Source organism: Actinomycetospora sp., from assembly GCF_036497245.1.
Classification (GTDB): Bacteria; Actinomycetota; Actinomycetes; order Mycobacteriales; family Pseudonocardiaceae; genus Actinomycetospora.
In genome coordinates, this window is the sequence record NZ_DASXJS010000243.1 from 1 (window position 1) to 24,925 (window position 24,925).

The 24,925-nt window shown below is 73.2% G+C and carries 27 protein-coding genes; 5 read left to right on the forward strand and 22 right to left on the reverse strand.

Annotation, left to right across the window (positions count from 1 at the left end):
• From VGI02_RS25315 to VGI02_RS25350, 8 genes are all read right to left on the reverse strand, one after another.
• A partial coding sequence (locus VGI02_RS25315) for a phosphoketolase family protein (protein ID WP_331632143.1) occupies window positions 1–2,204 on the reverse strand: 2,204 nt, incomplete at its 3' end.
• A gap of 34 nt (window positions 2,205–2,238) precedes the next feature.
• The gene (locus VGI02_RS25320) at window positions 2,239–4,008 is read right to left on the reverse strand and encodes an MOSC domain-containing protein (RefSeq protein WP_331632145.1); all 1,770 of its coding nucleotides are present in this window, start codon (window positions 4,006–4,008) and stop codon (window positions 2,239–2,241) included.
• The gene (locus tag VGI02_RS25325; RefSeq protein ID WP_331632148.1) at window positions 4,005–4,616 is read right to left on the reverse strand and encodes a redoxin domain-containing protein; all 612 of its coding nucleotides are present in this window, start codon (window positions 4,614–4,616) and stop codon (window positions 4,005–4,007) included. The genes VGI02_RS25320 and VGI02_RS25325 overlap by 4 nt, the downstream gene beginning before the upstream one ends.
• Window positions 4,617–4,676: 60 nt before the next feature.
• Window positions 4,677–5,495: a muconolactone Delta-isomerase family protein gene (locus VGI02_RS25330; protein ID WP_331632150.1), complete on the reverse strand. Its 819-nt coding sequence runs from the start codon at window positions 5,493–5,495 to the stop codon at window positions 4,677–4,679.
• A gap of 4 nt (window positions 5,496–5,499) precedes the next feature.
• The gene (locus tag VGI02_RS25335) at window positions 5,500–6,270 is read right to left on the reverse strand and encodes an SDR family oxidoreductase (protein ID WP_331632153.1); all 771 of its coding nucleotides are present in this window, start codon (window positions 6,268–6,270) and stop codon (window positions 5,500–5,502) included.
• On the reverse strand, window positions 6,267–7,607 hold the full coding sequence (locus VGI02_RS25340; protein WP_331632156.1) for a dihydrolipoyl dehydrogenase family protein: 1,341 nt from the start codon (window positions 7,605–7,607) through the stop codon (window positions 6,267–6,269). The genes VGI02_RS25335 and VGI02_RS25340 overlap by 4 nt, the downstream gene beginning before the upstream one ends.
• Complete coding sequence (locus VGI02_RS25345) at window positions 7,604–7,792, reverse strand: hypothetical protein (RefSeq protein WP_331632158.1); 189 nt, start codon at window positions 7,790–7,792, stop codon at window positions 7,604–7,606. Before VGI02_RS25345 ends, VGI02_RS25340 begins: the two co-directional genes overlap by 4 nt.
• Before the next feature lie 31 nt (window positions 7,793–7,823).
• Window positions 7,824–8,324 (reverse strand): VOC family protein, encoded by a 501-nt coding sequence (locus tag VGI02_RS25350; RefSeq protein WP_331632160.1) that lies wholly within the window; start codon window positions 8,322–8,324, stop codon window positions 7,824–7,826.
• A 136-nt stretch (window positions 8,325–8,460) separates the two neighbouring features.
• Here VGI02_RS25350 and VGI02_RS25355 point away from each other — a divergent pair, with 136 nt between their 5' ends.
• On the forward strand, window positions 8,461–8,877 hold the full coding sequence (locus VGI02_RS25355; RefSeq protein WP_331632162.1) for a universal stress protein: 417 nt from the start codon (window positions 8,461–8,463) through the stop codon (window positions 8,875–8,877).
• 24 nt (window positions 8,878–8,901) lie between these two features.
• Here the strand turns inward: VGI02_RS25355 and VGI02_RS25360 are convergent, their stop codons facing one another.
• The 5 genes from VGI02_RS25360 to VGI02_RS25380 all read right to left on the reverse strand — a co-directional run bounded on the left by VGI02_RS25360 (window position 8,902) and on the right by VGI02_RS25380 (window position 12,778).
• Window positions 8,902–9,438: a DsbA family protein gene (locus VGI02_RS25360; protein WP_331632164.1), complete on the reverse strand. Its 537-nt coding sequence runs from the start codon at window positions 9,436–9,438 to the stop codon at window positions 8,902–8,904.
• Between the two features lie 64 nt (window positions 9,439–9,502).
• Complete coding sequence (locus VGI02_RS25365) at window positions 9,503–9,946, reverse strand: DUF1622 domain-containing protein (RefSeq protein WP_331632166.1); 444 nt, start codon at window positions 9,944–9,946, stop codon at window positions 9,503–9,505.
• A gap of 32 nt (window positions 9,947–9,978) precedes the next feature.
• Window positions 9,979–10,974 carry a DUF4331 family protein gene (locus VGI02_RS25370; protein WP_331632168.1) on the reverse strand — a complete coding sequence of 332 codons (996 nt, stop codon included), beginning with the start codon at window positions 10,972–10,974 and terminating at the stop codon, window positions 9,979–9,981.
• Window positions 10,860–11,951, reverse strand: a complete 1,092-nt coding sequence (locus VGI02_RS25375; RefSeq protein WP_331632170.1) for an SLAC1 family transporter — start codon at window positions 11,949–11,951, stop codon at window positions 10,860–10,862. Before VGI02_RS25375 ends, VGI02_RS25370 begins: the two co-directional genes overlap by 115 nt.
• Entirely contained in the window at window positions 11,948–12,778 is an 831-nt protein-coding gene (locus VGI02_RS25380) for a nuclear transport factor 2 family protein (protein WP_331632172.1), read from the reverse strand. The genes VGI02_RS25375 and VGI02_RS25380 overlap by 4 nt, the downstream gene beginning before the upstream one ends.
• 353 nt (window positions 12,779–13,131) lie before the next feature.
• On the opposite strand from VGI02_RS25380, the gene VGI02_RS25385 reads away from it, so the two are divergent.
• From VGI02_RS25385 to VGI02_RS25395, 3 genes are all read left to right on the forward strand, one after another.
• Window positions 13,132–14,157, forward strand: a complete 1,026-nt coding sequence (locus VGI02_RS25385) for a 6-phosphofructokinase (RefSeq protein WP_331632175.1) — start codon at window positions 13,132–13,134, stop codon at window positions 14,155–14,157.
• A 259-nt stretch (window positions 14,158–14,416) separates the two neighbouring features.
• Window positions 14,417–14,992 (forward strand): hypothetical protein, encoded by a 576-nt coding sequence (locus VGI02_RS25390; RefSeq protein WP_331632177.1) that lies wholly within the window; start codon window positions 14,417–14,419, stop codon window positions 14,990–14,992.
• 95 nt (window positions 14,993–15,087) lie between these two features.
• Window positions 15,088–15,480: a DUF302 domain-containing protein gene (locus VGI02_RS25395; protein WP_331632179.1), complete on the forward strand. Its 393-nt coding sequence runs from the start codon at window positions 15,088–15,090 to the stop codon at window positions 15,478–15,480.
• Between the two features lie 70 nt (window positions 15,481–15,550).
• Here the strand turns inward: VGI02_RS25395 and VGI02_RS25400 are convergent, their stop codons facing one another.
• From VGI02_RS25400 to VGI02_RS25430, 7 genes are all read right to left on the reverse strand, one after another.
• The gene (locus VGI02_RS25400) at window positions 15,551–16,621 is read right to left on the reverse strand and encodes an LLM class flavin-dependent oxidoreductase (protein WP_331632181.1); all 1,071 of its coding nucleotides are present in this window, start codon (window positions 16,619–16,621) and stop codon (window positions 15,551–15,553) included.
• Window positions 16,618–17,610, reverse strand: a complete 993-nt coding sequence (locus VGI02_RS25405; protein WP_331632183.1) for an ABC transporter substrate-binding protein — start codon at window positions 17,608–17,610, stop codon at window positions 16,618–16,620. The genes VGI02_RS25400 and VGI02_RS25405 overlap by 4 nt, the downstream gene beginning before the upstream one ends.
• On the reverse strand, window positions 17,597–18,316 hold the full coding sequence (locus VGI02_RS25410; RefSeq protein WP_331632186.1) for an ABC transporter ATP-binding protein: 720 nt from the start codon (window positions 18,314–18,316) through the stop codon (window positions 17,597–17,599). Before VGI02_RS25410 ends, VGI02_RS25405 begins: the two co-directional genes overlap by 14 nt.
• Entirely contained in the window at window positions 18,313–19,158 is an 846-nt protein-coding gene (locus tag VGI02_RS25415) for an ABC transporter permease subunit (RefSeq protein ID WP_414638378.1), read from the reverse strand. Before VGI02_RS25415 ends, VGI02_RS25410 begins: the two co-directional genes overlap by 4 nt.
• A 250-nt stretch (window positions 19,159–19,408) precedes the next feature.
• On the reverse strand, window positions 19,409–20,110 hold the full coding sequence (locus VGI02_RS25420; protein WP_331632188.1) for a hypothetical protein: 702 nt from the start codon (window positions 20,108–20,110) through the stop codon (window positions 19,409–19,411).
• Complete coding sequence (locus tag VGI02_RS25425; protein WP_331632190.1) at window positions 20,107–20,343, reverse strand: hypothetical protein; 237 nt, start codon at window positions 20,341–20,343, stop codon at window positions 20,107–20,109. The genes VGI02_RS25420 and VGI02_RS25425 overlap by 4 nt, the downstream gene beginning before the upstream one ends.
• Before the next feature lie 416 nt (window positions 20,344–20,759).
• Window positions 20,760–22,181, reverse strand: coding sequence for an MFS transporter (locus VGI02_RS25430; protein ID WP_331632193.1), 1,422 nt, complete (start codon window positions 22,179–22,181; stop codon window positions 20,760–20,762).
• A gap of 105 nt (window positions 22,182–22,286) precedes the next feature.
• On the opposite strand from VGI02_RS25430, the gene VGI02_RS25435 reads away from it, so the two are divergent.
• Entirely contained in the window at window positions 22,287–22,844 is a 558-nt protein-coding gene (locus VGI02_RS25435) for a CGNR zinc finger domain-containing protein (protein ID WP_331632195.1), read from the forward strand.
• Between the two features lie 14 nt (window positions 22,845–22,858).
• On the opposite strand, the gene VGI02_RS25440 is transcribed toward VGI02_RS25435, so the two are convergent.
• Both VGI02_RS25440 and VGI02_RS25445 read right to left on the reverse strand, forming a co-directional pair.
• Window positions 22,859–23,626, reverse strand: a complete 768-nt coding sequence (locus VGI02_RS25440) for a helix-turn-helix transcriptional regulator (protein ID WP_331632197.1) — start codon at window positions 23,624–23,626, stop codon at window positions 22,859–22,861.
• A 70-nt stretch (window positions 23,627–23,696) separates the two neighbouring features.
• Window positions 23,697–24,770, reverse strand: coding sequence for a class I SAM-dependent methyltransferase (locus VGI02_RS25445; protein WP_331632198.1), 1,074 nt, complete (start codon window positions 24,768–24,770; stop codon window positions 23,697–23,699).
• Window positions 24,771–24,925 lie beyond the last annotated feature (155 nt).

The following is a 24,925-nucleotide window of genomic DNA, read 5'->3' on the forward strand; positions in this document are numbered from 1 at the left end:
TCGAGGTCGTTGAGCATCACCATGTCGAAGGGCGTGGTCGTGGTGCCTTCCTCCTTGTAGCCGCGCACGTGCAGGTTCGCGTGGTTGGTCCGCCGGTAGGTCAGGCGGTGGATCAGCCAGGGATAGCCGTGGTAAGCGAAGACGACCGGCTTGTCCGGGGTGAACAGGGCGTCGAACTCGTGGTCGGGCAGTCCGTGCGGGTGCTCGCGCGGGGTCTGCAGGCGCATCAGGTCCACCACGTTGACGACGCGCACCCGCAGCTCGGGCAGATGCCGGCGCAGCAGGTCGGTCGCGGCGAGGGTCTCGAGGGTGGGGACGTCCCCGGCGCAGGCCAGCACCACGTCGGGCTCCTCGTCGTGGTCGCCGCTCGCCCAGTCCCACACCCCGAGCCCGCGCGTGCAGTGCGCGACCGCGGCGTCCATGTCCAGCCACTGCGGCGCGGGCTGCTTGCCGGCCACGATGACGTTGACGTAGTCGCGGGAACGCAGGCAGTGGTCGGCGGTGGAGAGCAGCGTGTTCGCGTCCGGGGGCAGGTAGACCCGGACGAGCTCGGCCTTCTTGTTCACGACGTGGTCGATGAACCCCGGGTCCTGGTGGGAGAAGCCGTTGTGGTCCTGGCGCCACACGTGCGAGGTCAGCAGGTAGTTCAGCGACGCGATCGGGCGCCGCCACGCGATGCCCCGGGTCACCTTCAGCCACTTGGCGTGCTGGTTGACCATCGAGTCCACGATGTGGACGAACGCTTCGTAGCAGGTGAACAGCCCGTGCCGGCCGGTCAGCAGGTAGCCCTCGAGCCAGCCCTGGCACATGTGCTCGGAAAGCATCTCGACCACGCGCCCCGCCGGGGCCAGGTGGTCGTCGCCGTCGAGGATCGCGGCGTCGAACTGCCGGTCGGTGACGGCGAAGACGTCCTGCAGCCGGTTCGAGGCGACCTCGTCGGGCCCGAAGAGCCGGAAGTTCTCCGGGTTGGCGCGGACCACCTCGCGCACCCATCCGCCCAGGACGCGGGTGGCCTCCGCGACCGGCCCGCCCGGCCGGTCGACCGTCACCGCGTGGTCACGGAAGTCGGGCAGCCGCAGCTCGCGCAGCAGCTCTCCGCCGTTGGCGTGCGGGCTCGCGCTCATCCGCCGATCTCCTCCCGGATGCAGTCCGGCCAGCTCCGGGCGCAGCCGGCCGTCGGCGTCGAAGAGCTCCTCGGGGCGGTAGGAACGCATCCAGGCCTCGAGCTGCGCGCGGTGCCCGTCGTTGTCCCGGACCCCGGGCAACGGGACCTGGTGGGCGCGGTAGGTGCCCTCCACCCGGACCCCGTCGACGTCGCGGGGCCCGGTCCAGCCCTTCGGGGTGCGCAGGATCAGCATCGGCCACCGGGGCCGCCCGACCTCGAGCCCGGCGTCCGCCTCCTCGGCGGCCACCCGGCGCAGCCGGACGATCTCGTCGACGACCTCGTCCATGGTGTCGGCCATCCGGCGGTGCACCGCGGCGTGGTCCTCGTCCAGCCCGGCGTCCACCACGTACGGCCGGTAGCCGTAGCCGGTGAACAACGCGAGGAGCTCCTCCTCGGGGATCCGGGCGAGGACCGTCGGGTTCGCGATCTTGTAGCCGTTGAGGTGCAGGATCGGCAGGACCGTCCCGTCGTTCACCGGGTGGCAGAACTTGGGGGCGTGCCACGCGGTGGCCAGCGGCCCGGACTCGGCCTCGCCGTCCCCGACCACGCACGCGACCAGCAGGTCCGGGTTGTCGAACGCCGCGCCGTGGGCGTGCGCCAGCGAGTAGCCCAGCTCCCCGCCCTCGTGGATCGAGCCCGGGGTCTCCGGCGCCGCATGGCTGGGGATGCCGCCGGGGAACGAGAACTGCCCGAACAGTGCCCGCATCCCCTCCTCGTCACCGGAGACCCGGGAGTAGCGCTCCGAGTAGGTGCCCTCCAACCAGGCCGCGGCCACCACCGCGGGCCCGCCGTGCCCGGGCCCGCACACGTAGAGCGGATCGAAGCTGCTGCGCCGGAGCACGCGGTTGAGGTGGGCCCAGACGAACGTCTGCCCCGGGGTGGTGCCCCAGTGCCCCAGGAGCCGCGCCTTGATGTGCTCCGCGGCCAGCGGCTCGCGCAGCAGCGGGTTGTCCTGCAGGTAGATCTGGCCCACCGACAGGTAGTTCGCCGCGCGCCACCACGCGTCCAGCAGGCCGAGGTCGTCATCGTCACCGGTCATCTGCTCTCCTCCAGCACGGCGCTTCCCATCGCGGTCAGATGTCGAGGACGACGTCGGAGGTGGGCTGCGCGCAGCAGATCAGCACCTGTCCGTCGGGCGGCGGTTCGAGCGGGGGCGGCGCGTAGTGGACGTCACCGGCGAGCAGCGGGGTGATGCACGTGTGGCACACCCCGGTCCGGCAGCTCCAGCGGGTGGGGACGTCGCAGGTCTCGGCGAGCTCGAGCACGCTGCGCGCGGTCCCGGGGAACGCGGTGGTCACGTCGCTGCGGGCGAAGGTGACCAGCGGGCCCGTTCCGGGCGGCCCGGCCGGCAGGTGGGGCGGTCGGCCGGTCTGCCCGACCACGCCGGGGGTGATCGAGGCCAGGGGGGTGAACAGCTCCGTGTGGATCCGGGCCGTGTCGAGCCCGATCGCGGTGAGGGCGTGCTCGATGTCGGTGGTGAAGGCGGCAGGACCGCACAGGTAGGCGTCCGCGGTGCTCGGGACGTCGAGGGCGGCCAGGGTGTCCTTGGTGAGGCGGCCGGGTCGGGCGTGCCCCCGGCGGCGCTCCGCGTCGGTCGCCCGACTCCAGAACACGTGCTCGTGGACGCGGGGGAGCGCGGCGAGCAGCGCGTGGGCCTCGTCGGCGAGGGCATGCTCGCGGGGTCCGCGGGCCCCGTGGATCCACCAGATCTCCCGGTCCCGGTGGTGGGTCACGCACTCGTGGAGCATCGCCAGCTCCGGGGTGACGCCGATGCCTGCCGAGATCAGCAGGATCGGGTCGGTGCCCTCGCCCAGCACGAACTCGCCGCGCGGCGCCGCCACCTCGAGCAGCTCACCGGGGCGTACCGCGCCGGTCAGGTAGCCACTGACCGCGCCATCGGGCTCGTGCTTGACGCTGATCCGGTAGGCGGCGGACCCGGGGGCGGAGGAGAGCGAGTAGCTGCGCACGGCGGCGGGCCGGTCGGTGCCGGGAACCCGCACCGTCAGGTACTGGCCGGCACGGGCGGCCGGCAGCGCGGCGCCGTCGGGCGCGGCCAGCGAGATCGACGAGACGGTCGCGGTCTCGGGGACGACCCGGTCGACCCGGAGGCGGCGGAACCCGGTCCAGGCCGGCTCGTCGGGGCTCGCGGTCGGTGCGCCGGGTCCGGGGCCCGCGGCGGCCGCGAGCAGGTCGCGGAACGACCCCTGCCATCCCGGGCTGAGCGCGGGGATCCGGACGGCCCGCCGGAGCTGGGCGACGTCGCGCCCCGGGAGGTAGAGCAGTGCGTCGGCGTCGGCGACGGCGAGCGCCTCGGGGCCGCTCTGGATCTTGGTGATCCGGTCGCCGGCCGCGATGTCGCCCTCGCGCAGCACCCGCATGTAGAAGCCGGGGCGGTGGTGGGCGACGAGGAGCGCGGGCATCTCGGGGACGCCGAGCCGCATGCCGACCCGATAGCAGGTGACCCGGGGTTGGGTGACCTCGAACTCGGCGTCGCCGATGCGGTAGCGGTCCCCGATGCACACCTCGTCGTCGGGCAGGCCCTCGACGGTGAGGTTCTCCCCGAACTGGCCGTACTCGAAGTCGTCACGGGCGAGGTACTGCTGCCAGTGCCGGTAGGAGGCGAGCTGGTACACCATCACGGCGCGCTGCTCGCCGCCGTGACCCGCGGTGTCGCCCTGCCCGTCGCCGTCGAGGTTCAGCCGCCGCGCCCGACAGGGGCCCGCCACGGCGTGCTTCCACACGCCGGTACGCACGGTGCGGCCCTCCCACGCCACGTCCTGCGGCATCCCGACGTTGACCGATACCAGCGTCGGTGCGGGCGGCTCGGTCGTGGGCGGGCTCATCCGCGGTCACCCGCCGGACGTCCGGCGGCGACGGCCGTGGCCCGTCGGTCCCAACCGTGGAAGGGCGCGAGGTCGTCCGCATCCCAGCGCTCGCGCAGGCCCGGGGTGCCGAGGTCCCAGTCGGGGCGGACCGCGCGCGTCGCCGAGCGCAGGTCGTGCCACAGGTCGACGACGGACGGCCGGCCCCAGAACCAGTAGCCGTTGTAGATCGTGTGCACGACGAGCCCCGGCTCGAGCACCAGGGTGTGCGGGATCATCGGGTCGTTCTCGGGGTCGGTGTACTCCTGGATGTCGAGGTCCTGCTGGACCGTCCGCCCCGGGTCGGACAGGAACGTCCACTGCGCCCCGACCGAGGCCCGGAACTCCTGCAGCGTGTGGTGCGGGTCGGTCGCGATGGTGACGATCCGGCTGTAGGCCACCGCGAACTTCGGCTGGGCCGCGGCCATCTCGAGGTGCTGCTGGTGCTCCTTCGGGCAGAAGTGGCCCCGCGCGAGCGTGAGCACCATGGGGTCGGGTCCTTGCAGCTCCCGCAGGGTGCGCACGGTGCCGGTGTGGTCGGGAAGGGCGTAGTCGGGGAACACGCCGCCCGGTCGGATGTCGGAGCGCATGGGGTGCCTCGTCTCGGTCACGCCCGTGGTGTTGGGCGGGGGGTCGTGGGGGCGGAGCGGTCACTCCGCCAGGTAGGTCTCGTACGTGACGCCGCCGGCGCGGCGGGCTCCGACCGTGAGGAAGACGCCCTTGTTCATCCACGCCAGGCCCTCGGCCGCGGCCTCGATCCGCGTCACGGCCCGGAACACGTACTCGTGCGGGTCCACGTCCTCGCCGCGCGCCAGGCGGGCGAGGACCTCGGGGTCGCCGTGCCGGATCGAGTGCGACCGCACGTCCAGCACGTCGCCGTCGTCGGTCACGAGGGTGTACCGGATGTCGCCGAGCGCGGTGCCGTCGGCCAGGACGGTCTGCCAGTCGGCGCTCGAGCCGCCGAGCAACGTCCCCGCGATCGCCGGCCCGGTGAACGTGCCCGTCGTGAGCGGCACGATCCGGCGGCGGCCGGCGGGGACGGGCCCGAGATCGACCGCCGTGCCGAGGTCAGCGTCCAGCCGGAACACCGGCACGAGACGCGGGACCGGCAGATCGTCCCGGCGCGGTGCTGCGCCGGCCGTCGGCCCCGGGTCGTTGGGGTGGCCCTCCAGCGGGCAGACCGTGACGTGCATCCACTCGGACAGCGGTAGGGCGGCGAGCCGGGCGTCGAGGTCGGCCCGGTCGCGGGCGCGGTAGAGCCCGAGGGTCCTCCGAGCCGTGGACCCGGACGCGGACGACCGGGACCACAGCCGGACGAGGAGACCGCGGGCCGCCAGGTCGGCGGCGGCCGCCGCCTCCGCGGCCGTGCGCCGCCCGACGTCGGCGGCCGCGGCCCGGGACGGGATGTCGATCTCGAACTCGACCAGGTACTCCGCCAGGGGCGGCACCGCCCGGTCACCTCCGCTCACGACGTCAGATCCCGGAGCCCGCCAGGAGCTGCTGGCCACCGTCGACGTCGTAGATCGCGCCGGTCAGCGCCGTGTTCGTCATGAGGTGGACCGCCAGGGCGGCGACGTCGGCCGCCTCGACCACCCGGTGGATGGGCAGGGACGCGCGGAGCTGATCGCGTCGCTCGTCGAGGCCCTCGCCCAGCAGCCGCGCCGAGAGCGGGGTGTCGACGAAGCCGGCCGCGATCAGGTTGACGCGCACCGGCGCGAGCTCGAGCGCGAGGTTCGCGGTGAGCGCGGACAGCGCCGCGGTCAGCGCACCCGGCACGGTGAGCCCGACGCCGGGGCGGCGGGCCGCGGTCCCGCTGAGGAGCAGCAGGCTGCCGCCCGGCCGGACCGTGTCCAGTGCCGCCCGGGCGACGTGCACCGGCAGCCAGAGGTGTTCGTCGACCTCACGGCGGGCTCGGGGGAGATCCAGCTCGGCCAGCGGCGCGTAGTAGGGGCTGCCTGCGGTGAGCAGGATGTGGTCGATCGGGCCGGGCAGCTCCGCGAAGAACCCGTCGAGCCGGGCGGTGTCGGTGGCGTCGAACGCCGCACTGGACCGGGCCGCCACCTCGGTGACCGCGTGCTGCAGGCGATCGGGGTCGCGACCGGTGAGCACCACGTCCGCGCCCAGCCCGCGGACCTGGCGGGCCGTCTCGAGCCCGATCCCGGAGCTGCCACCGAGGACCACGACGGTCTGGCCGAGCAGCGCCTCGTCGGGGCGGACGGGGGGACGGGTCGCCGTGGTACTCACGATGCCTGGCTCAAAATGGTGGCGCGGAGGCTCTTCAGCGCGCCGACGTAGATCTCGGAGAAGGTGGGGAAGGGCTGCACGGTGTCGCGCAGGACGTCCAGCGGCACCGCCGCGCGGATCGCGAGCGTGGCCTGCTGGAGCCATTCGCCTGCCTCGGGCCCGACGGCGAAGGCACCGGTCAGGCAGCGCCCGTCGCTGAGCAGCGTCAGGAACCCCGGGTCCTCGGCGTAGGCGCGGGTGTAGGTCGCCGCCTTGGCGATCCCGGATACGGCCGCCGTCGCGCGGAACGGGGCGTCCACCGCGCCGACCGACGCCGCCTGCGGGTCGGTGTAGACCGCCCGGGGCACCGCCCGGTAGTCGGCGGAGCGCGGCTCGCCGAGGAGGTTCGACGCGACGACCTCGCCCTGGTACTTGCCCATGTGCGTGAGCAGGTAGAGGCCGGTGCAGTCGCCGATCGCCCACAGCCGGTCGGCGACCCGGAGCCGGTCGTCCACGGGGATCCCGCGGGCGTCCGCGTCCACGCCCACGGTGTCGAGGCCGAGATCGCGGACCCGGGGACGCCGCCCGGTCCCGAGGAGCAACTGCTCGCCGCGCAGTTCACGGCCGTCCGTCAGGGTCAGGACGTAGTCGGCGCCGTCGCGTCCCGCGCCGACGGCCCTCGCGCCGACGAGGACCTCGACGCCGTCGCGGCGCAGCACCTCGGCGAGCGCCTCGCCCAGGGCCGCGGGCTCGCGGGAGAGCAGGTGCTCCCCGCCCTCGACCAGCGTCACCTCGGCCCCGAGACGGCGCACGGCCTGGGCCATCTCCACGCCGACCGGCCCACCACCGAGCACCAGCAGCCGCTCCGGGACGGCCTTCATGGCCGTCACCTCGCGGTTGGTCCACACGCCCTCGAGCTCCGCCAGGCCCGGGACGGGCGGCACGATCGGCGAGGACCCCGTCGCGAGGACCACGTGCTCGGCGGTGTGGGGCACCCCGTCGACCTCGACCACACCCGTCCCCGCCAGTCGGCCGGTGCCGCGGAGCAGGGCGATGCCCTTCCCGGCCAGGTAGGTCTCCTGTCCGGTGTCGGTGTGGTCGGAGACCATGTAGTCCCGCCAGGCCAGGGCTGCCGGCACGTCGACCTGCGCCGTCGCGGCCGCCGCCCGCGCGCCGTGGGCGGCCTCGCCGGGCCGCAGCAGGGTCTTCGAGGGGATGCAGGCCCAGTACGAGCACTCACCCCCGACGAGCTCCCGCTCGACGAGGGCGACGCGGAGCCCGCCGTCGGCCAGCTCACCGGCGCAGTGCTCGCCCGGCGAGCCGCCGCCCAGGAGGATGACGTCGTAGTCGCTGCTCACAGCCGCACCGCCTCGGTGTACCGGCCGGCGCGGGCCGCCGCGTCGTCGGTCTCGAGACCGTCCTGCCGCGCGACGATGTAGGCGGCGTACCAGTCCGACCACTGATGGGCCGGCGCGATCGGCTCGTACCGACCGTGCCGCCCCTCGGTCTCCCGCAGCAGCGCGGCCAGCGTCATGACGTCCATGTCGGTTCCCGTTCGTCGAGGGGGTGTCGGGTCAGCGGCCCGGGAGGCGGACCTGGATCTCCTGAAGGAACCACCGGTTGCCGTCCGGGTCATCGAACGACGCGAACGAGCCGTAACTGCGGCCCTGCGGATCGGGTCCGCGCTGCAGGGCGTCGCCCGCGGCGTGGTGGAACACGCCGCCGGCGTCGTGGAACGGCTCGCTCACGTCCACCCCGCGCTCGATCAGGTCCCTACGGACCCGTTCGAGGTCGGCCACGACCAGGTGGAGACCCTGCACGGATCCCGGCTCGGCGGCGGTGACACCGATGCCGAAGATGATCGAGCAGCCCGACCCCGGCGGCGTCAGCTGCACCACCCGGAAGTCCGGGCCGGTGGTGACGTCAGCGTCGAGCCGCCAGCCCAGGCGACCGTCGTAGAAGCGCAGCGCCCGGTCGACGTCCGAGACCGGGATGACGACGACCTCCAGCGCCATCGTCGGTGTCGGGTCCTGCACGTCGTCGACGGTGTCCGGGCCGACCTGCACGCTGCTCATGGGTGGACCCTCCGGAGGGAACGGGGTGGTGTGAGCCGTCCAGTAAGGCGCCGGGACCACGAACCCAAGGACGGGATCCACGGCACCATCGGGGTGGCGCGCACCGTGAGACCGTCCGACGACAGGAGCCGACACGATGACCCAGCCCGCAGGACGGATCGTGGTCGGCGTCGACGGCAGCCCCACGTCGTTGGCGGCGCTGCGCTTCGCCCACCGGCAGGCACAGCTCACCGGCGCCGAACTGCACGCCGTGACGACGTGGGCGTATCCGCTGAGCTTCGACGACCCCGTCGACCCGACGGACTGGCAGGCCAACGCCGAGACCATCCTCGACACCGCGCTGGGCGAGGCCCTGGCCGCGTCCGATGCGGCCGGGGTGCTGCGGCACGTCGCGGAGGGCCATCCGGCGGGCGTGCTGCTCGCGTCGGTCGAGGCCGCCGACCTGCTGGTGGTGGGCAGCCGCGGGCACGGCGGGTTCGCGGGCATGCTGCTGGGCTCGGTGAGCCAGCACGTCGCGGCCCACAGCCCGTGCCCCGTCGTCGTGGTCCGCTGACCCTCCGCCGACGTCCCCGCGTCGTCAGGTCGTGGTGCGGGCGGCGCTGATCGCCTCGCTCAGCGCGGCGAGCTCGAGGGCGCCGTCGTAGGGCTCCCCGTTGATGAAGATCGCCGGGACGTCGGTGACACCCGCGGCCCGCGCCCCGGCCATCTGTTCCTCGACCCGGGCGACGTGGTCCCTGCCCCGGGGCCCGATCGCGCCGGCGCCGGCCAGGCCCAGCCGGGCGGCGTAGTCGGCGAGGTCACGATCCCCGAGCCGGTCCTGACGGTTGTAGAGCAGTTCGTGCATCGTCCAGAACCGGTCGGCGTCGGCCGCCGCCTCCGAGGCCAGCGCGGCCGCCATGGCGTGCGGATGCTGGTCCACCAGGGGGAAGTGCCGGTACACCAGAGCAAGATCGTGCTCGAAGCGGTCGCGCAGCCGTTCCAGCTCGACGTAGGCCTCGCCGCAGGCCGGGCTCTCGTAGTCGCCGTACTCGACGAGGGTGACCGCTGCGTCGGCCGGGCCGAGGCGGTGGTCGGCGGGCCCTACCGGGTCCACGGGAGCACTGGATTCGGTCATGGAGATCTCCTCGGGGTGCGGGACGGCATGAAGAAGGACGTGCGGTCGTCCGGATTCGCGGCTCTCACCTCCGGTCGGACGATTCTGGGCCCGGGGGCGTCCTGGAATCACGCGCGTTCTCCGTGGCCCGGTGGATCGTCCTCGCACCGCTCGTCAGGGCCCGCCGCCACGGCGCAACACCTTCGATCTCGGTCTCCAGGGAGAAGCTCAGGAACGTCCTGATGACGACGATCAACCCGAGCACCAGGACGTTGTCCACGGTGGGCGAGACCGCCACGGTGCGCACCAGGTCGGCCGCGACCAGGACCTCCAGTCCGAGCAGCAAGGTCCCACCGAAGGCTCGACGGGCCACGAGATAGGCCCTGGCCGACGACCTGGACCGCCACGCCGTGGTCGCGGCGAGCACCACGGACCAGATCGCCCCGAGGACCAGGATCGCGGCCCCCAGCGCCTCGAACCCCTGGGCGACGTGATCCATGAGCCCGGTGAACGCATCGGTCTCGGCCATGGGCGCAGCGAAGACCATCGACGTCGTCGTCGCTAGCCCGCCGGGTACCGGTTGGGTGGGCCGAGGTAGGGGAACTCGGCGGTCAGGTCATCGTGCGGCTTGAGGCCCTGGGGAGGGATCTTCCCGTTCGACAACCAGGCGAAGCGCGCGCTGAAGGCATCGTCGTCCAGGGCGCGGCCGTTGGGGTAGGCGGCGTGCCGGTCCCGGTCGTAGCGCAGGATGTCGGGCAGCACGACGAGGGCCGTCGCCCTCGCCTCGTCGGGTGTGTAGCCGCCCTTGTCCTGCAGGAGCCTGGACCACGGCTCCAGGTAGTTCGCCACGTCGTCGGCGGGGTGCCGCACGTTGAACCGGTCCTTGACGTCGTTCGGGTTGACGAACGGATTGATCGTCGGATGCCCGCCACGGTCCACCTGCACGAGCTCGCCGTCGCGGCGCACGCTGACGGTTGCCCAGACCCCGATCGCCGGGCCGGGACCGAGCATGTCGTTGGGCACCTCCAGCACGATGGAGAGAACGTTCCGGTTGGCGAACGCGTCCTGCCCGGTCCACCGGAATCCGTGGAAGGAGCCATCGGCGTCGGCGAAGAACGGGTCGCTGCGGACGCCGACGAACAGCCGGACCGGACCGGCCTGCACAGGCTGCGCGGCGTCGTCGAAGCCGACCGGCGTGCCCGAGATGAGCACGTCACCGGCCGGCTCGGGCTGCCGTGCCTGGTCGCCGACGGCGTAGTGGACCGTGCCGGTCTGGGTGGCGTTCCGGAGCTCGGAGAACGTGAACGTGAACGCGACGTCGGCGTGGGCGTCGCCGTCGTTGTCGACATTGATCCGGTAGACGCCGTCGGGGTGGAACTCCGATTTCATCAGGAACGGCGGCATGGCGCTGATGCCGGTCGTGTACGGGTTCGCGTTCATGATCAGGGTCGTTGTGCCCGGTTCGCCGAACTTCTCGAAGACGTAGAGGTCGGTGAAGTCGAGGCGGGCGTCGTCGCCGGGGAATCGGAGGTTGGCGGCGCTGTAGTGGTTGGACACGATGGCTCCTCGGCCGTGGGGGGAATGGTGGTTGCACCCGGAAGTGACCAGGTCTGACGGATCCGGCGGATCAGGCCGGCGAGGACGATCACGGTGACGCCGAAGGCGATCCACGTCCCCGTCCGGCCGATGGCGGTGAGGGCGGTGATGCCGGTGAGCCGGCCCACGGCGAAGCTGCACGCGGCGTACATCCCGAGTGGGAAGACGGTGGCCCAGCGGCGCACGTCGTAGCCGAGGCGGGGCCTGACGACCTCGCCGATGGCCAAGGGGAGGACCCAGGCCACGGCCAAGCACCAGAGCACCAGGGTGCCGATGGTGAAGGCCTGGTGCAGGGGGGCGAACTGGTCCAGGGCCTGGGCGGCCTCGGTGAGTCGGCCGGCGGCGAGAGCGGCGATGGCCAGCGCTCCTCCGACGATCCAGTGGTCGCCGTGCCCGCTCACCAGCTGCCGGAGGTCGAACCGGGCGACGGTGAAGCCGTAGAAGGTGAGTCCGAGCAGCAGGAGCAGGGCAGCAGCGCTGACGAGCCATCCCGCACGGAAGGCGACGGCCAGGGTGGCGCTGAGCAGGGCCAGGCCGTCGGTGGACACACCGAGGATGAAGGAGATCCCCGTCGTCGGCGTTCGCCAGTGCCGAAGGACCGGTGGCACCAGCAGAACCCAACCGATCACCGCGACGACCAGCAGCGCCGCGGCGACGCGGTGGTCCCCGATGGCGAGGCGGGTACCGAGAACCGCGGTGGCCGCCACACCTGCGAGCACCACGGGCGAGCGGACCTCGCGTCGGAACTGGCCGCGCCGGTAGGCCAGCGGCGCGCCCAGCACGACGACCAGGAGCAGCCAGACAGCCGCGGCGAACCAGAGCATGATCGCCGACAGCACCGGCTGGTGGATGGTGTCGAGGTCGATCGAGACGACGCCGCAGGACATGACGATCGTCCACGACGCCGCTGGGATCAGGACGGGAACCGGCGCCCTCATGCGTCTCTCACCGGGGTGTCGATGTCGTCGTAGAGGCGGACGGCGGCCAACCGCCCCGCGATGTCCCGCTCGCAGACCATGAGCCCGGCCTCGGGAGGCAGGTCGCGATCACCCCAGCGCACGCAGATGTACTCGAGGGCGCAGCGCGGGCCGTCGTCGGTCGTCGCGCAGGACTGGAGCGCGACGCTGCCGCCGTCGCCGAAGCACCGGGCGAAGTACGGGCGCAGTTGCGCGGCGCCGCGATGGGTGTACGCGGGGGCGTTCGGCTCGCGCAGGTACCCCTCGGGCCCGAACGCCCGCACGGCCGCGTCGGCGTCACCGGCGGCCAGCGCCGCGAGGTAGCCGCCGACGACGCCTCCGGGACCGTCGTCTCCCGGCGCGAGCACCGGAGGTCGGAGGTGATGCGCTCCGGTGACCGGCGCTTGGCTGCAGTAGGTGCGGAACTCGACGGAACGATCATCACCGGCCTCGGCGACCACCGCGACCGGCCACGCCACTTCCTGTCCGTCCTGGGTCAGGTACGCCAGCAGCTCCAGCACGGCCCGGCCACCGGACGCGGTGGAGGCGACGGTCTCGGTGCGGGCGTGCAGCCCGGCCAGCCACTCGCCGTTCCTCCGTACGAACTGTTTGATCTTCCGATGGCCGCGGACCGTCCCGGCCCGCGGATCCTGGATCACCACCTCGCCGGGCCACGCGGTCTCGAGGTCGCGGGCGTCGCCGCGCTCCAGGGCGGCCAGGTACGCGGCGGTCGGGTCAGCCTGACCGTTGGCGCGGGTCTGACGGCGGGCCAGCTCCACGGCACTGACGAAGTCGGGGAACCACGGCATCGGTGGAGGTCCTCACGCTCAGAAGGATCCCGCCTCGATCGCATGTCGAGGACGACGGCACTGGTCGGTCGGGCGCAGCAGGTGTCGGTGTCGCCGGAGACCAGAGATGGCGCCGACAGGGGCGAGCAGTCCAGTAAGGCGCCGCGGACCCGGACCCAAGAGCGGAACGGCATCCGTTTCGTCAGCGCCGGAGCCGCGACCCCGCCTCGACCCGGGACTCCCTCGTTCGTCTCCTCGGGGGAGGAGCGGGTCTCGCGCCCCGTGGCGAGACCGGTGATGCCGGCCGCCCACGGGGGTGAGGCGCGAGGTTCCTAGCATGGGGATCCTGCACGGACTGCGAGGGAGTAGCCACCATGCGCGTGGGCATCTTGACCGGTGGCGGCGACTGCCCCGGTCTCAACGCGGTCATCCGCGCGATCGTCCGGCGCGGTATCCCCGAGCACGGCTACGAGTTCCTGGGGTTCCTGGACGGTTGGCGTGGCCCGCTCGAGGCCCTGACCAGGCCGCTGGACATCTCAGCGGTGCGTGGGCTGCTCCCTCGCGGCGGCACGATCCTCGGCTCGTCGCGGACCAACCCGTTCGCGGTCGAGGACGGGGTCGCCCGCATCCAGCAGAACCTGCGGAGCCTGGGCGTCGACGCGCTCGTGGTCATCGGCGGCGAGGACACCCTCGGGGTCGCGACGAAGCTGCATGAGCTGGGCGTCAACGTCGTCGGGGTCCCGAAGACGATCGACAACGACCTCTCGGGCACCGACTACACCTTCGGGTTCGACACCGCGGTCACGATCGCGACCGAAGCGATCGACCGCCTGCACACCACCGCCGAGTCCCATCACCGCACGTTGATCGTCGAGGTCATGGGCCGGCACGCAGGCTGGATCGCGCTCCATTCCGGGATGGCGGGCGGGGCCAACGCCATCCTCATCCCCGAGGTGCGCTTCGGGATCGACCAGGTCTGCGACTGGGTGGAGAGCCGGTTCCGGTTGGACTACGCACCGATCATCGTGGTCTCCGAGGGAGCGATGCCCCAGGACGGCGAGCAGGTGTTGCTCACCGGAGGCGAGGACGCCTTCGGTCATGTCCGGCTCGGCGGCGTCGGACACTGGCTGGGCCGCGAGATCGAGTCGCGCACCGGTAAGGAGGCCCGGACCACCGTGCTCGGCCACGTCCAGCGTGGCGGCACTCCCACCGCGCGCGACCGCTGGCTCGCGACCCGCTTCGGGCTCCATGCCATCGACGCCGTCGCCGCGGGCCGATGGGGAACGATGACCGCACTGCGCGGCACCGACATCGTCACGGTGCCGCTGCAGGAGGCGACTCGAGAGCTCAAGCTCGTCGACCCCGCCCTCTACGCCGAGGCCGCGGTCTTCTTTGGCTGAGAGACGTGCACGAGCGCAAGGGCGGACGATAGGCCGTTCGTGGTCCTGAACAAGCCGAAGTGACTACAGAGTGCAGCCTATTCCGGGGCTACTCTGCTCTGTGGGGGGAACCACCGGCGGTTCACGTCAGGAGGGGCCCCGCCTTTCTCGCAGCCCGGCGTCCGGGGTGCGTGAGGGACCAGGGGGGTCAGGCATGTGGGTCATTCCTCCACTTCCGCCCGGGGCGAGCCGGGCCGATCGTTATTGGCACCGCCGCGAGGTGGCCGCCACCGAACGCGAGATCAAGGACATCTGGACCAACGTCTGCCTGGTCACCCACCTCGCGCAGGTGATCCCTCCGCCCGGTGCGATCCTCCAGACGCCTCTTCTCGGCGCGATCACTCTCGACTCCGTCCCGGCGCGTTTCTCGGTGAAGTTGCGGCCCGGCCAGGTGCCGGGCGACTTCGCGAAGCGGACGGAGCGATTCGCGGCGGCCTTTCGGGTACCGGCCGTCGAGGTCGCCTCGTTGACCTGGGACAACCAGTGGATCGACGTCAGGCTCCTGGAGCCGCTCTGGATCGAGTGGCCCGACGAGTACGTCATCGACCCGGCCCCGGTCGAGGAGCCTCAGCCGGCGCTGTCCAGCACCGTCTCGGGACGGGGCGACGATCACCGGCCCGCCGGCGGGCCACGAAGCCTCCGGCACGGCCGGCACCGTTCGACGAAACAGCTCGGCTCCGGTTCCGACCCGTCACGAGAACCAGGACCGACCACCGCGTGGGGCACCTTCTTCCGATTGCTCGGGGACTTCTGGCGTCTCCCGGAAGCGGATGGGCCCAGGGCCGTGAACCACTGACCGGGACGGAGTCGGAGCTCCCGCGCGAGACCGGCCCGGCGAACATCGTCGACGCCCGGACAACGTGCCATGCTCGGCGCTGAAGAGGTGGAGCCGTGGATGCCGAGCAGCCGTACACGACCAAGCCGAGCCCCTGGTCGGTGGAGGAGACAGCGGAGCGGCTGACGACCCTCATCGCCGCCAGGGGCATGACGCTGTTCGCCACGATCGATCAACGCGCTGCCGCCCGCGACGCCGGGCTCGAGCTCCGGGACACCGTCCTCCTGCTGTTCGGCAACCCGGCCGCGGGCACCCCGGTCATGGAGGCGGCGCCCCTCGCGGCGCTCGACCTTCCGCTCAAGCTCCTCGTCTGGGACGACGAGGGCCAGACGCAGGTCTCCTACGTGACGCCCGCCGAGCTCGCGGCCCGCCACCACCTGTCCCCGGCGCTCGCCGCACCGCTGGCGGGGATCGACGGGCTCACCGACATCGGGTTGTCCCCACCCTGAGCGCCGGTCCGGACCACACCGAACGGATTGGCCGGACCAGCACCGGCCAGGGGCCGAGCCCCGGCCTCGCTCACAGGAGGGGAAGCACGCCCTCGCCCACCTGGTAGGCCTCCTCGAGGTGGGGGTAGCCGGACAGCACGAACTCGTCGATCCCGAGCTCCTGGTACTCGGCGATCCGCTCGGCGACCTGCTCGTGGCTCCCGACGAGTGCGGTGCCCGCGCCGCCGCGGACGAGCCCGATGCCTGCCCAGAGGTTGGGGCTGATCTCCAGGTCGTCGGCCGAGCCGCCGTGCAGGGCAAGCATCCGTTGCTGACCGACCGACTGGCTGGTGCGCAGCGCCGCCTGCGCCCGCTCGATGGCGGCGGGGTCGAGGGCGTCGAGCATGCGCCGCGCCTCGGCCCAGGCGGACTCGGCGGTGTCACGGGTGATCACGTGGAGCCGGATACCGAAGCGGATCGGGCGCTCCATCTCGTCGGCGAGCTTGCGGACTCTCCCGATCTTCTCGGCGACCTGCGCGGGCGGCTCGCCCCAGGTGAGGTAGACGTCGGCGTGGCGGGCGGCCACGGGAAGTGCCGCGTCGGACGACCCGCCGAAGTAGATCGGTGGGGTCGGGTCCGGTGGGGCATAGGTGGAGGCACCGACGACCTGGTACTCAGCCCCGGAGAAGTCGAACGGCTCCGTGCCCCACGACCCTCTCAGGACCGTGAGGAACTCGTCGGTGCGGGCGTAGCGGGAGTCGTGATCGGACCAGTCGCCGAACCGCTGCTGCTCGACCGCGTCGCCCCCGGTCACGATGTTGAGCATCAGCCGGCCGTCGGAGATGCGTTGGTAGCTCGACGCCTGCTGGGCGGCGAGGGTGGGGGAGATCAGTCCGGGGCGGAAGGCGACGAGGTAGCGCAGCCTCCTCGTCTCACGCAGGAGTGCCGCCGTCGTGATCCAGGCGTCCTCGCAGAACGTGCCGGTGGGGGTGAGGACGCCGGTGAAGCCGAGGCGCTCGGCGGCCCGGGCGATCTGGGCGAGGTAGTCGATGTCGGCGCCACGGGCGGCGGCGCCGACGTCACCCCGGTCGGCGTGGCGACGCGCGACGATGCCGCGCGCGTCCCCGGAGGTGGGCAGGAACCAGTGCGGGACGAAGGTCATGGGATGCGCCTCTCGGCTTCGAATCGGCGGTCGACGATGTCGGCGAAGCGCACCCGGCCAGGGATGACCCCGGCATCGGAGAAGGCGTCGGCGAGGTCCTGCTCGGAGCGGACGAGCTTGTCGTCCATCGCTACCGGCAGGTCGGGGCCGCGGTCGGCGGCGAGCCGGGTGACCGGCAGCGCGAGCTTGGTCTCCTTGCTCCAGACGGCGGCGCGCTGGTCGTGGTGGGCGTCGGAGTAGCGCATGGCCGCGTTGACGCGGCCCAGGAGATCGGCGATCGCTGCCTGCTTGCGGGGGTCGGCGAGCGCCTCGTTGCTCGCGACCTGGAAGGAGTAGCCGTTCGCGGTGCCGTCCCCGGTCGCGATCACTCGCGCGCCTGCCTCGAGCTGCGCCTGCGCGGTGTAGGGATCCCAGGTCGCCCACGCGTCGACCTGGCCCTGCTTGAACGCCGCGTAGGCGTCGCTCGGCGCGAGATAGGCGGGGTCGACGTCATCGAGGGTCATCCCGGCCGCGCGCAGCGAGTACAGGAGCTGACCGTGCGCCGAGGTGCCCTTGCCGACCGCGATCCGTTTGTCGCGAAGGTCCGCGACGGTGTGGATCGGGGAGTTCGCCGGTACGAGGATCGCGTCGGAGACGACGTTGCCCTGCGAGGCCGCCACGAGCTGGACCCGGGCCCTCGCCGCGGCGGCGAAGATCACCGGCGTGTTGCCGGTCTGGCCGAGGTCGATCGCGCCCGAGCGGGCGGCCTCGATGAGCGGCGGACCGGCGGTGAACGTCGTCCACTCCACCCGGTACGGCATTCCCGCGAGCAGGTTCGCGGCGCGCAGCAGCGACTGCGCGCCGCCCTTCTGGTCGCCGACCCGCAGGACGACGCCCGTCGGGTCCGCCGGCGGCTGCACGGGCGGCCGCGACCGCGGCACCGAGGAGCACCCGGCCACGAGCAGGGCCAGTGCTACGAGGATGAGGCCCGCGGCCCTAGGTCGCCGCATCGTCGACCACCCCGAGCTCGGCGAGCACCGTCGCGCGCAAGGCGCTCGTGTCGTGGCGCGGTCTGGGGCCCGGTGCGTGGTCGGCGACGATGCGCCCGTCGTCGAGCACGAGGACCCGGTCGGCCAGCGCGAGGGCCTCGTCGACGTCGTGGGTAACGAGCAGGATCCCGGGCCGGTGGCGTGTCCAGAGGTCGAGCACCAGGTCGTGCATCGCGATCCGGGTGAGCGCGTCGAGCGCGCCGAAGGGCTCGTCGAGCAGCAGCAGGTCCGGCTCGCGAACCAGTGCGCGGGCCAGTGACGCCCGCTGCGCCTCGCCCCCGGAGAGCGTGAGCGGCCAGGCCTCGGCGCGCCCGGTCAGGCCGACCTCGCCGAGCGCGCGATCCGCCGCCTCCGCGGCGTCGTCGCGGTGCAGTCCGAGCCGGACGTTGTCGCGGACGTCGCGCCACGGCAGCAGGCGCGGCTCCTGGAAGGCCACCGCGACCGATCCCGGTACCTCGACGGTGCCCGAGACACCCTCGGCCTCGGTGTCGTCGAGCCCGGCGAGGACACGCAGCAAGGTGCTCTTGCCCGATCCGCTGCGCCCGAGCAGGGCCACGAACTCGCCCGGGGCGACGGTGAGGTCCAGGCCGTCGAGGACCCGGCGTCCGCCGAAGTCCCGGACGAGTCCGGCGACGTGTGCGGATGCGGTGTCCGCGGGGGCGCTCACGACGGGGTCCCGGCGATCGTCGGACGCCAGCGCAGGGCCCGCCGCTCGACGCGACGTACCAGTGCATCGGTGCCCAGCCCGAGCAGTGCGTAGACGACGAGGCCCACGACGATGACGTCGGTGCGCAAGAACTCCCGCGCGTTGTTGATCATGTAGCCGAGGCCGGTGTCGGCGGACACCGTCTCCGCCACGACGATCGAGAGCCAGGCGATGCCCAGCGCCAGCCGCAGCCCGGTCAGCGCGGACGGGAGTGCGCCGGGCACCACGACGTGGCGGACGATCTCGCGCCGGTCGAACCCGGACACCCGGGCCACCTCGAACAGCTTCGGGTCCACGCCTCGCACACCGGCGTGGACGTTGAGGTAGATCGGGAAGAGCACGCCGAGCGCGACGAGCAGCACCTTCGGCGTCTCGTCGACCCCGAACCACAGGATGAACAGCGGCACCAGAGCGAGGTGCGGCAACGTGCGCAGCATCTGCACCGGCGGGTCGACGAGCAGTCCGCCCCAGCGCGACAGGCCGGACCACACACCGAGCACGAGCCCGAGAGCGGCGCCGAGCAGGAACCCGACCACGACCCGGGCCAGCGAGATCGCGAGGCCCTCGGGCAGCTCACCGCTCGCGGTGACGTCCACGGCCGCAGCGGCGACACGCCATGGCGAGGCGAGTTCGTCCTCGGCGAGCAGGCCGGTCGAGGAGGCGAGCTGCCACACGACGACGATCGCGATCGGGCTGATCCAGCGCTGCCACGACACCGACCGGCGGCGGGCAGGCGGCGGAGCGGAAGGGGTCGGGGGAGAGGTCGAGGCGCGCGCGGGCGCGCCCGGAAAGGTCGTGAACACACGGACTCCGGACGTCGGAAGGACGGGGTGGGGGCGTGTGTCAGCGACAGGTGGTGGCGTTGAGGCGCATGAGATCCACGTGGCGACGCCACGCGAACTGCCAACCCCGGGCCATGCCCTGATCGTGCGTAATCGGGCGCTCCGATGCAACCGGGAGTGTCCGGGCGAACTCCGTGCGCGACCGAGGCCGAGGGCAAGGCCCGACAGGACGGCCCGGATGCCTGCCCCGTGCCGGCGAGGGACGTGGTGCTCAAGGGCGGCCGGAGGCACCTACCCGGGCGACCACCCGCCGGCCCAGCTCGCGGGATGCCTCGAGCAGGGTCGCGTCGAGGACCAGGACGTCCGGGTGCCGCTGCGCGGCCTCGTGCACCGTCACGGCAGCCGGATCGTCGACGGGCACGAGCACCGCGAGCAGGCAGCCGAGAGCCTCCGGGTGTCTGTGGTCGGGGGCTTCGCCGCTCCCGTCGAGGAGGGCTCCGAGCGCGGCGCCGAGGGTCCCCTCCCGTGCCCGACGCGGGTGGGTCAGCCGTGTCGCGGCCCGTCCCAGGAGGGCGAGGTCGGTGGTGTCCACGCGGAGCGCCCGAAAGGCCATCACGTCGCTGCCACTCGACGCCGTCCAGGAGCCCGCCGTCTCGCGCAGCACCGGGCGCAGGGCCACCGCCAGGCGCCGGAGCGCGCGGAACGCGACGCGGGACGCGAGCGGGACCGGCAGTGCGGGCCCGACGATGGCCGTGACCGGCAGCGTGCAGGAGTCCGCCGTCGCGGCGATCCGGATCGCACGGTCCGCGTGGTCGTCCTCGGCGCGCCCGCAGGCCACGAGCACGCGCTCGGAGGCGCCGAGCAACGCCGCGACCTCCGGCACGGCGGGCGCCAGGTAGGGCGCGATGGTGGGTCCGGACCGTGCGGGGCCGGCCCGTCGACGAGTGCCGGGGCGGCGGCCGGGCCGGCTCATCGCAGCAGGTCCCGGGCGGTGAGCAGAGCGAGGTAGGCGTCCTCGACGTCCCCGGCGGCCAGGTGCGCGCACGCGACGCGCACCGCGGGCACGGCGGCGACCGGGCCGTCGTCGCCCACGCGCTCGAGGTGGCGGTCGAGGGCGTCACGGAGCATCCGGTCGAGGTGACGGCGGGCGGCGAAGGTGGAGGCGCCGTAGTCGACCTCGTCGAGGCTCGTGACCGCCACGATCACGGCACGCAGCAGCGCGGAGGTCGGGTTCCGGTGTCGGCATACCGGGACGGCCGGGCGGTCGGACGGGGGATCGGACAGGAGTGTCACGATGGAGCCGTTTCGGGTGGTGTGCCGTGCCGCCCGCCGCGCACCGGGGCGGGGGCGACGGGCGCGGGCGGACGGCGTCGTCGCGAAGCCGCCCCAGCCGTCGAGGGCAAGGGGTCGCGGGACGAGGCCGATCAGGGACGCGAGCGGCGGGGACCCGGGCGACAACAGATCGCGGCCAGGCGGCACAGGTCGACGTGCAGACGTCGCACCAAGGGCCGGCCGGGGGTCACGTGACTACAGGTACCGCATCGGGGGTCGCTCCACCAGGGTCGTGACCCCGGCGCAGGGCCTGAGGGCCGTCAGATCCGACAGGGGCGACGGAGGCCAAGTCACGACGCCTTCGACCGGTCCCCGCGCCTGGCCCGCACGAGGGCGGCCACGACTGCCGCGGCGGGTAGGAGCGCCACGGCGCCGAGTGCCCCGGGCACCCCGACGACGCCGAGCAGGCCGCCCACCGCGGCCGGCCCGACCGCTCCGCCCTCGAAGACCACGAAGTTGAGCAGGCCCGCGGCGACGGTCCGGTCGTCCGCGGCGACCAGGTCCGGGACGAGACCGGTGACGACGGCCTGCGCGCCCGCGAACCCGACCACGGTGAGCGCCGTGCCCGCGACGGTGACGATCACCCCGGCGCCCGCGACGGGCACGGCGACGAGGAGGGCGCCCAGCGCGGTCAGGGCCGCGAGCCCGCCGAGGACCCACCACGCACCGCAGCGCCGCACCACCGGGCCGACGCCCCGGCCGGTCAGGACCGCGCAGGCCGCCGCGGGCACGAGCACGACACCGGCGATCAGGCTGCCGCCGCCGACGGCGTGCTGCACCAGGCTCGGGGCCACGAACAGCACGCCGTAATAGCCCGCGAAGACCGCTCCACCCGCCGCCCCGGCGACCACGAGACCCGGTGCCGCGACCACCCGTCGCGGCACGAAGCCGTCGGGCCGGGTGCGCAGACGCCGCCGCACGACCACCACCGCGACGACGCCGGCGACGCCCACGAGGACGGCCGCGCCCGTCGGCAGCCCGACCGCCCGGGCCTGCAGGAGGACGACCACCGCGGCGGCGAGCGTCGTCAGCGCCGCCGCGCCCACCACATCGGTGCGGCCGACCCCGGCGTCGTGCGGGCCCGGGACCGCCCGCAGGGTCCGCCGCCCGAGGACGCCGAGCAGCAGCAGGAGGGGGAGCGCGACCGCGGGGAACGCGAGCACCGCGCGCCACCCCGCCCATGCGTCGAGCGCGCCGCCCAGAAGCGTGCCCAGGGCCGACGCTGTTCCCGCGGCAGCCGCGACGGCGCCGAGGGCGCGCAGCCGCGCCCGGGTCGGCAGTGCGCCGGGGAGCGTGAACGCGCCGATGGTGGCCGCCCCGGCACCGGCGCCGCCGATCAGCCGGCCGACGACGACCACTGCCAGCGTCGGCGCGAGGGCGGCCAGGATGGAGCCCGCCGCCACCAGTGCCATGCCGGCACCGAGCAGCCCGCGCGCTCCCCGGCGCGCCGCCCACCGCCCCGCGAGGGGCATGGTCGCCGCCGAGGTCAGCGACCACCCCGCGAGGATCCATGCCGTTGCCCCGAACGGCACCCCGAGAGCCGCGGCGACGCCGGGCAGCGTCACCGCCGGGGCGCCCACGGAGACGAACAGCGGCAGGACGGCCACCCCGAGCAGCAGCCCGAGGCGAGCGCCGATCCGCTCCGCAGCGGGGCTCGCCTCGTCGCCGGGTGCCGTCGCCGTCATGCGCGGGCGATCGGGGGCATCGGTCATCGGAAGCTCCTCGCCGAACCCGCGGCGAGTGCCGCCGGACCGTCGTCGTGACACACTAAGAACAGAACGCGTGTCACGCTAAGAGTCAGAGGAGTTACACGTCAAATGCTCGACGCGTATCACCAGAGCGGGGTGGACCTGGCCGTCGACCTCGCCAACACCCTCAAGCCCGTCAAGGGCGAGGACCTGCTCGACTCCGTCTCCGCGCTGCGCGCGTTCCTCGACCGGCACCTGCCGGGCGACGAGCGCGCCGAGCCCCCCACTGCCCACGACCTCGAGGCGGTGCGGGCGGTGCGGGCGACGGTGCGCGAGACGCTCGAACGGGCCGCCGAGGAGCCGGGACACGCCGCGCGGCTCGTCAACGACGGACTGCGGGAATGCCGCGCGGCCCCGCAGCTGCGACCCGACGGCGACGGCTGGCGTCTGGAGGTCGCCCCGGAGACCGGCGGGTACGCGCCCACCGTGGCGGCGCGGGCCCTGGACGCGCTCGCCGCCGTCCTGACCGAGCTCGGGCCGGACCGTCTCGGCGTGTGTTCGTCGCCCACCTGCCGATCGACCTTCGCCGACCTGTCGCGGAACGGCTCGAAGCAGTACTGCAGCCGCGGCTGCGCCCACCGCGCGAGCGTCGCGGCCTACCGGACCCGCCGGCGTCCGTCGTCCTGAGACGAAGCAGACCGTCAGGGCGTCGTGGACATCCCCATTTCCTCCCGACCCGTATCGCTGATCGTGAGCCACCGGCGGGCGACGGCGACGCGGCTCAGCCCGTGGGCGCCGAGCTTGGTGTAGGCGTGCTCGAGGTGCTTGTCGACGGTGCGCGAACTGATCCCCATCCGCTGCGCGATGTGGTGGTTGTCCGCACCGACGCTGAGCAGATCCAGGACCTCGGTCTCCCGCGCGGTGAGCGAGCCGTGCGGTCGTGGCGGCTCGAGCCGGGTCATCACCATGGCCAGCCGCGGCCGCAACGCGTCGGCGACGCTGACGTCGTCGTCGTCGAAGTCGGCGCGGGACCGGTTGAACGCGAAGCAGGCATGGCGACCGGAGGCGGCCGGCAGCGACAGGGCGAGCTGATGGTCCGCGCCGAGCGTGCGGTAGACGTGGGCGTAGGTGCCCAGGGCTCGGTATTCGAGCCGGGTCTGCAGGTCCGACCGGCGCACCGGCCACCCGGGTCCGGACCGGGTGTGGGCGACGAGCGGGTCCTCGTGGGCATGACGCTCGAACTCGTCGAGCTCGGTGTGCCCCAGCAGCCCTGCGGGTTCGGTGAGCACCTCTCGCCGACCTGCGGAAGCCAGACCGCACACCACGCTGTCCGCGGGGATCGCGCGCTGGAGCGCGGGCAGCAGCGCCGGGAGGAGCGACGACAGCGGCGTCGGCTCACAGGTCGCGTCGAGCAGCAGATCGACCACGGTCAGGATCCGCCGCAGCCCCTTCAGCTCGAGGTGTGCCACCTCAATGACGGTGACCCCCACGAATGGGGTAGTCAATCCGCCAGACGCCTACTCACTGTGATCGTCGGCGTCAGGGCCGGGCCTCGTAGACCCGGTTGACCGGGGTCTCGGTGGCCCGACGCCACCGGCTCCAGCCCGCCTCGGTGACGAGGTCACGGACCGCGTCCTCGCCGGCATGGTTGCCGAGCGCCACGGGGCCGCCCTGGGCCATGGCCGCCGGCAGGCAGATCGCGACGGACGCGGCCGTGAAGAGCCGGGCGATCGGGTTGCCGACGGTGTCGGCGAGGTTCTCCGACGCGTTGGGTTCCACGATCATCCAGGTCCCGTCCTCGGCGACCGCGGCCCGAGCGTGAGCCGCGGCGCCCCCGGGGTCGCCCATGTCGTGGAGGCAGTCGTAGCAGGTGAGCAGGTCGTAGCCGGTGCCCGGGAAGTCATGGGCACTGGCCACCTCGAACCGGACCCGATCGCCGACTCCCGCGTCGGTGGCGAGGGCGCGGGCGGCCTCGATGGACGGCCGGTGGTAGTCGAATCCGACGAAGCGCGAGGCGGGGAACGCCTCGGCCATCAGCAGGGTGGAGTAACCGAATCCGCATCCCAGGTCGGCGACGGAAGCGCCGGCGATCAGCTTGTCCTCGACGCCGTCGAGCGCCGCCAGCCAGCCGTGGTCGCCGAGGATGTTGGCGAGGTAACCGGGACGGAAGAACTTCGCTGTGCCGGTGAACAGCGACTCGGGGTGGGCGTCCCAGCCGACCCCGGCGCCGGTGCGGAAGGCCTCGAGGAGCGCCTCCTCGGTGGCGTACGCGGCGTGCAGGAGGAGGAAGGCGCCGGCCAGGTAGGTCGGGGCGAGGGGGTCGGCCAGCACGGCGGCGTGCTCGTCGGGCAACGTATAGGTCTGGTCGGCGGGATCGTGCTCCACGTAGCCGCCGGCCACCTGGCAGGCGAGCCATTCGCGGACGTAGCGCTCCACGAGGGCGGTGCGCCCGGCGAGCTCGGTGGAGGTCAGCGGACCTGCGCCCGCCATCGCCTCGTAGAGCCCGAGCCGGTCGCCGAGCGCGACGGTCAGCCCCGAGATGGCCGCGGCGGCATCGGTGATCACCTGCCCCATGAACTGCTCCACGCGGCTCTGATCCAGCATGACGGTCATCTCGGTCTCCTGACGCGGTGCGGGCACTGCTCACCACCCCAGACGGGGCCCGCGCAGGAGGCAATACGCGACACCACGCATCCCCGCCGCCGCGGCGACCGGTACGCGGACTCGCGTATAGCCGACGTGCTCAGCGCGGACCACGCTGGAGCCGA

Bases quoted from the DNA above. Each gene is read 5' to 3' on its own strand.
- VGI02_RS25320 (WP_331632145.1), bottom strand. From the start codon at position 4,008: ATGAGCCCGCCCACGACCGAGCCGCCCGCACCGACGCTGGTATCGGTC.
- VGI02_RS25325 (WP_331632148.1), bottom strand. From the start codon at position 4,616: ATGCGCTCCGACATCCGACCGGGCGGCGTGTTCCCCGACTACGCCCTT.
- VGI02_RS25345 (WP_331632158.1), bottom strand. From the start codon at position 7,792: ATGGACGTCATGACGCTGGCCGCGCTGCTGCGGGAGACCGAGGGGCGG.
- VGI02_RS25350 (WP_331632160.1), bottom strand. From the start codon at position 8,324: ATGAGCAGCGTGCAGGTCGGCCCGGACACCGTCGACGACGTGCAGGAC.
- VGI02_RS25355 (WP_331632162.1), top strand. From the start codon at position 8,461: ATGACCCAGCCCGCAGGACGGATCGTGGTCGGCGTCGACGGCAGCCCC.
- VGI02_RS25360 (WP_331632164.1), bottom strand. From the start codon at position 9,438: ATGACCGAATCCAGTGCTCCCGTGGACCCGGTAGGGCCCGCCGACCAC.
- VGI02_RS25365 (WP_331632166.1), bottom strand. From the start codon at position 9,946: ATGGCCGAGACCGATGCGTTCACCGGGCTCATGGATCACGTCGCCCAG.
- VGI02_RS25375 (WP_331632170.1), bottom strand. From the start codon at position 11,951: ATGAGGGCGCCGGTTCCCGTCCTGATCCCAGCGGCGTCGTGGACGATC.
- VGI02_RS25380 (WP_331632172.1), bottom strand. From the start codon at position 12,778: ATGCCGTGGTTCCCCGACTTCGTCAGTGCCGTGGAGCTGGCCCGCCGT.
- VGI02_RS25385 (WP_331632175.1), top strand. From the start codon at position 13,132: ATGCGCGTGGGCATCTTGACCGGTGGCGGCGACTGCCCCGGTCTCAAC.
- VGI02_RS25400 (WP_331632181.1), bottom strand. From the start codon at position 16,621: ATGACCTTCGTCCCGCACTGGTTCCTGCCCACCTCCGGGGACGCGCGC.
- VGI02_RS25405 (WP_331632183.1), bottom strand. From the start codon at position 17,610: ATGCGGCGACCTAGGGCCGCGGGCCTCATCCTCGTAGCACTGGCCCTG.
- VGI02_RS25420 (WP_331632188.1), bottom strand. From the start codon at position 20,110: ATGAGCCGGCCCGGCCGCCGCCCCGGCACTCGTCGACGGGCCGGCCCC.
- VGI02_RS25430 (WP_331632193.1), bottom strand. From the start codon at position 22,181: ATGACCGATGCCCCCGATCGCCCGCGCATGACGGCGACGGCACCCGGC.
- VGI02_RS25435 (WP_331632195.1), top strand. From the start codon at position 22,287: ATGCTCGACGCGTATCACCAGAGCGGGGTGGACCTGGCCGTCGACCTC.
- VGI02_RS25445 (WP_331632198.1), bottom strand. From the start codon at position 24,770: ATGACCGTCATGCTGGATCAGAGCCGCGTGGAGCAGTTCATGGGGCAG.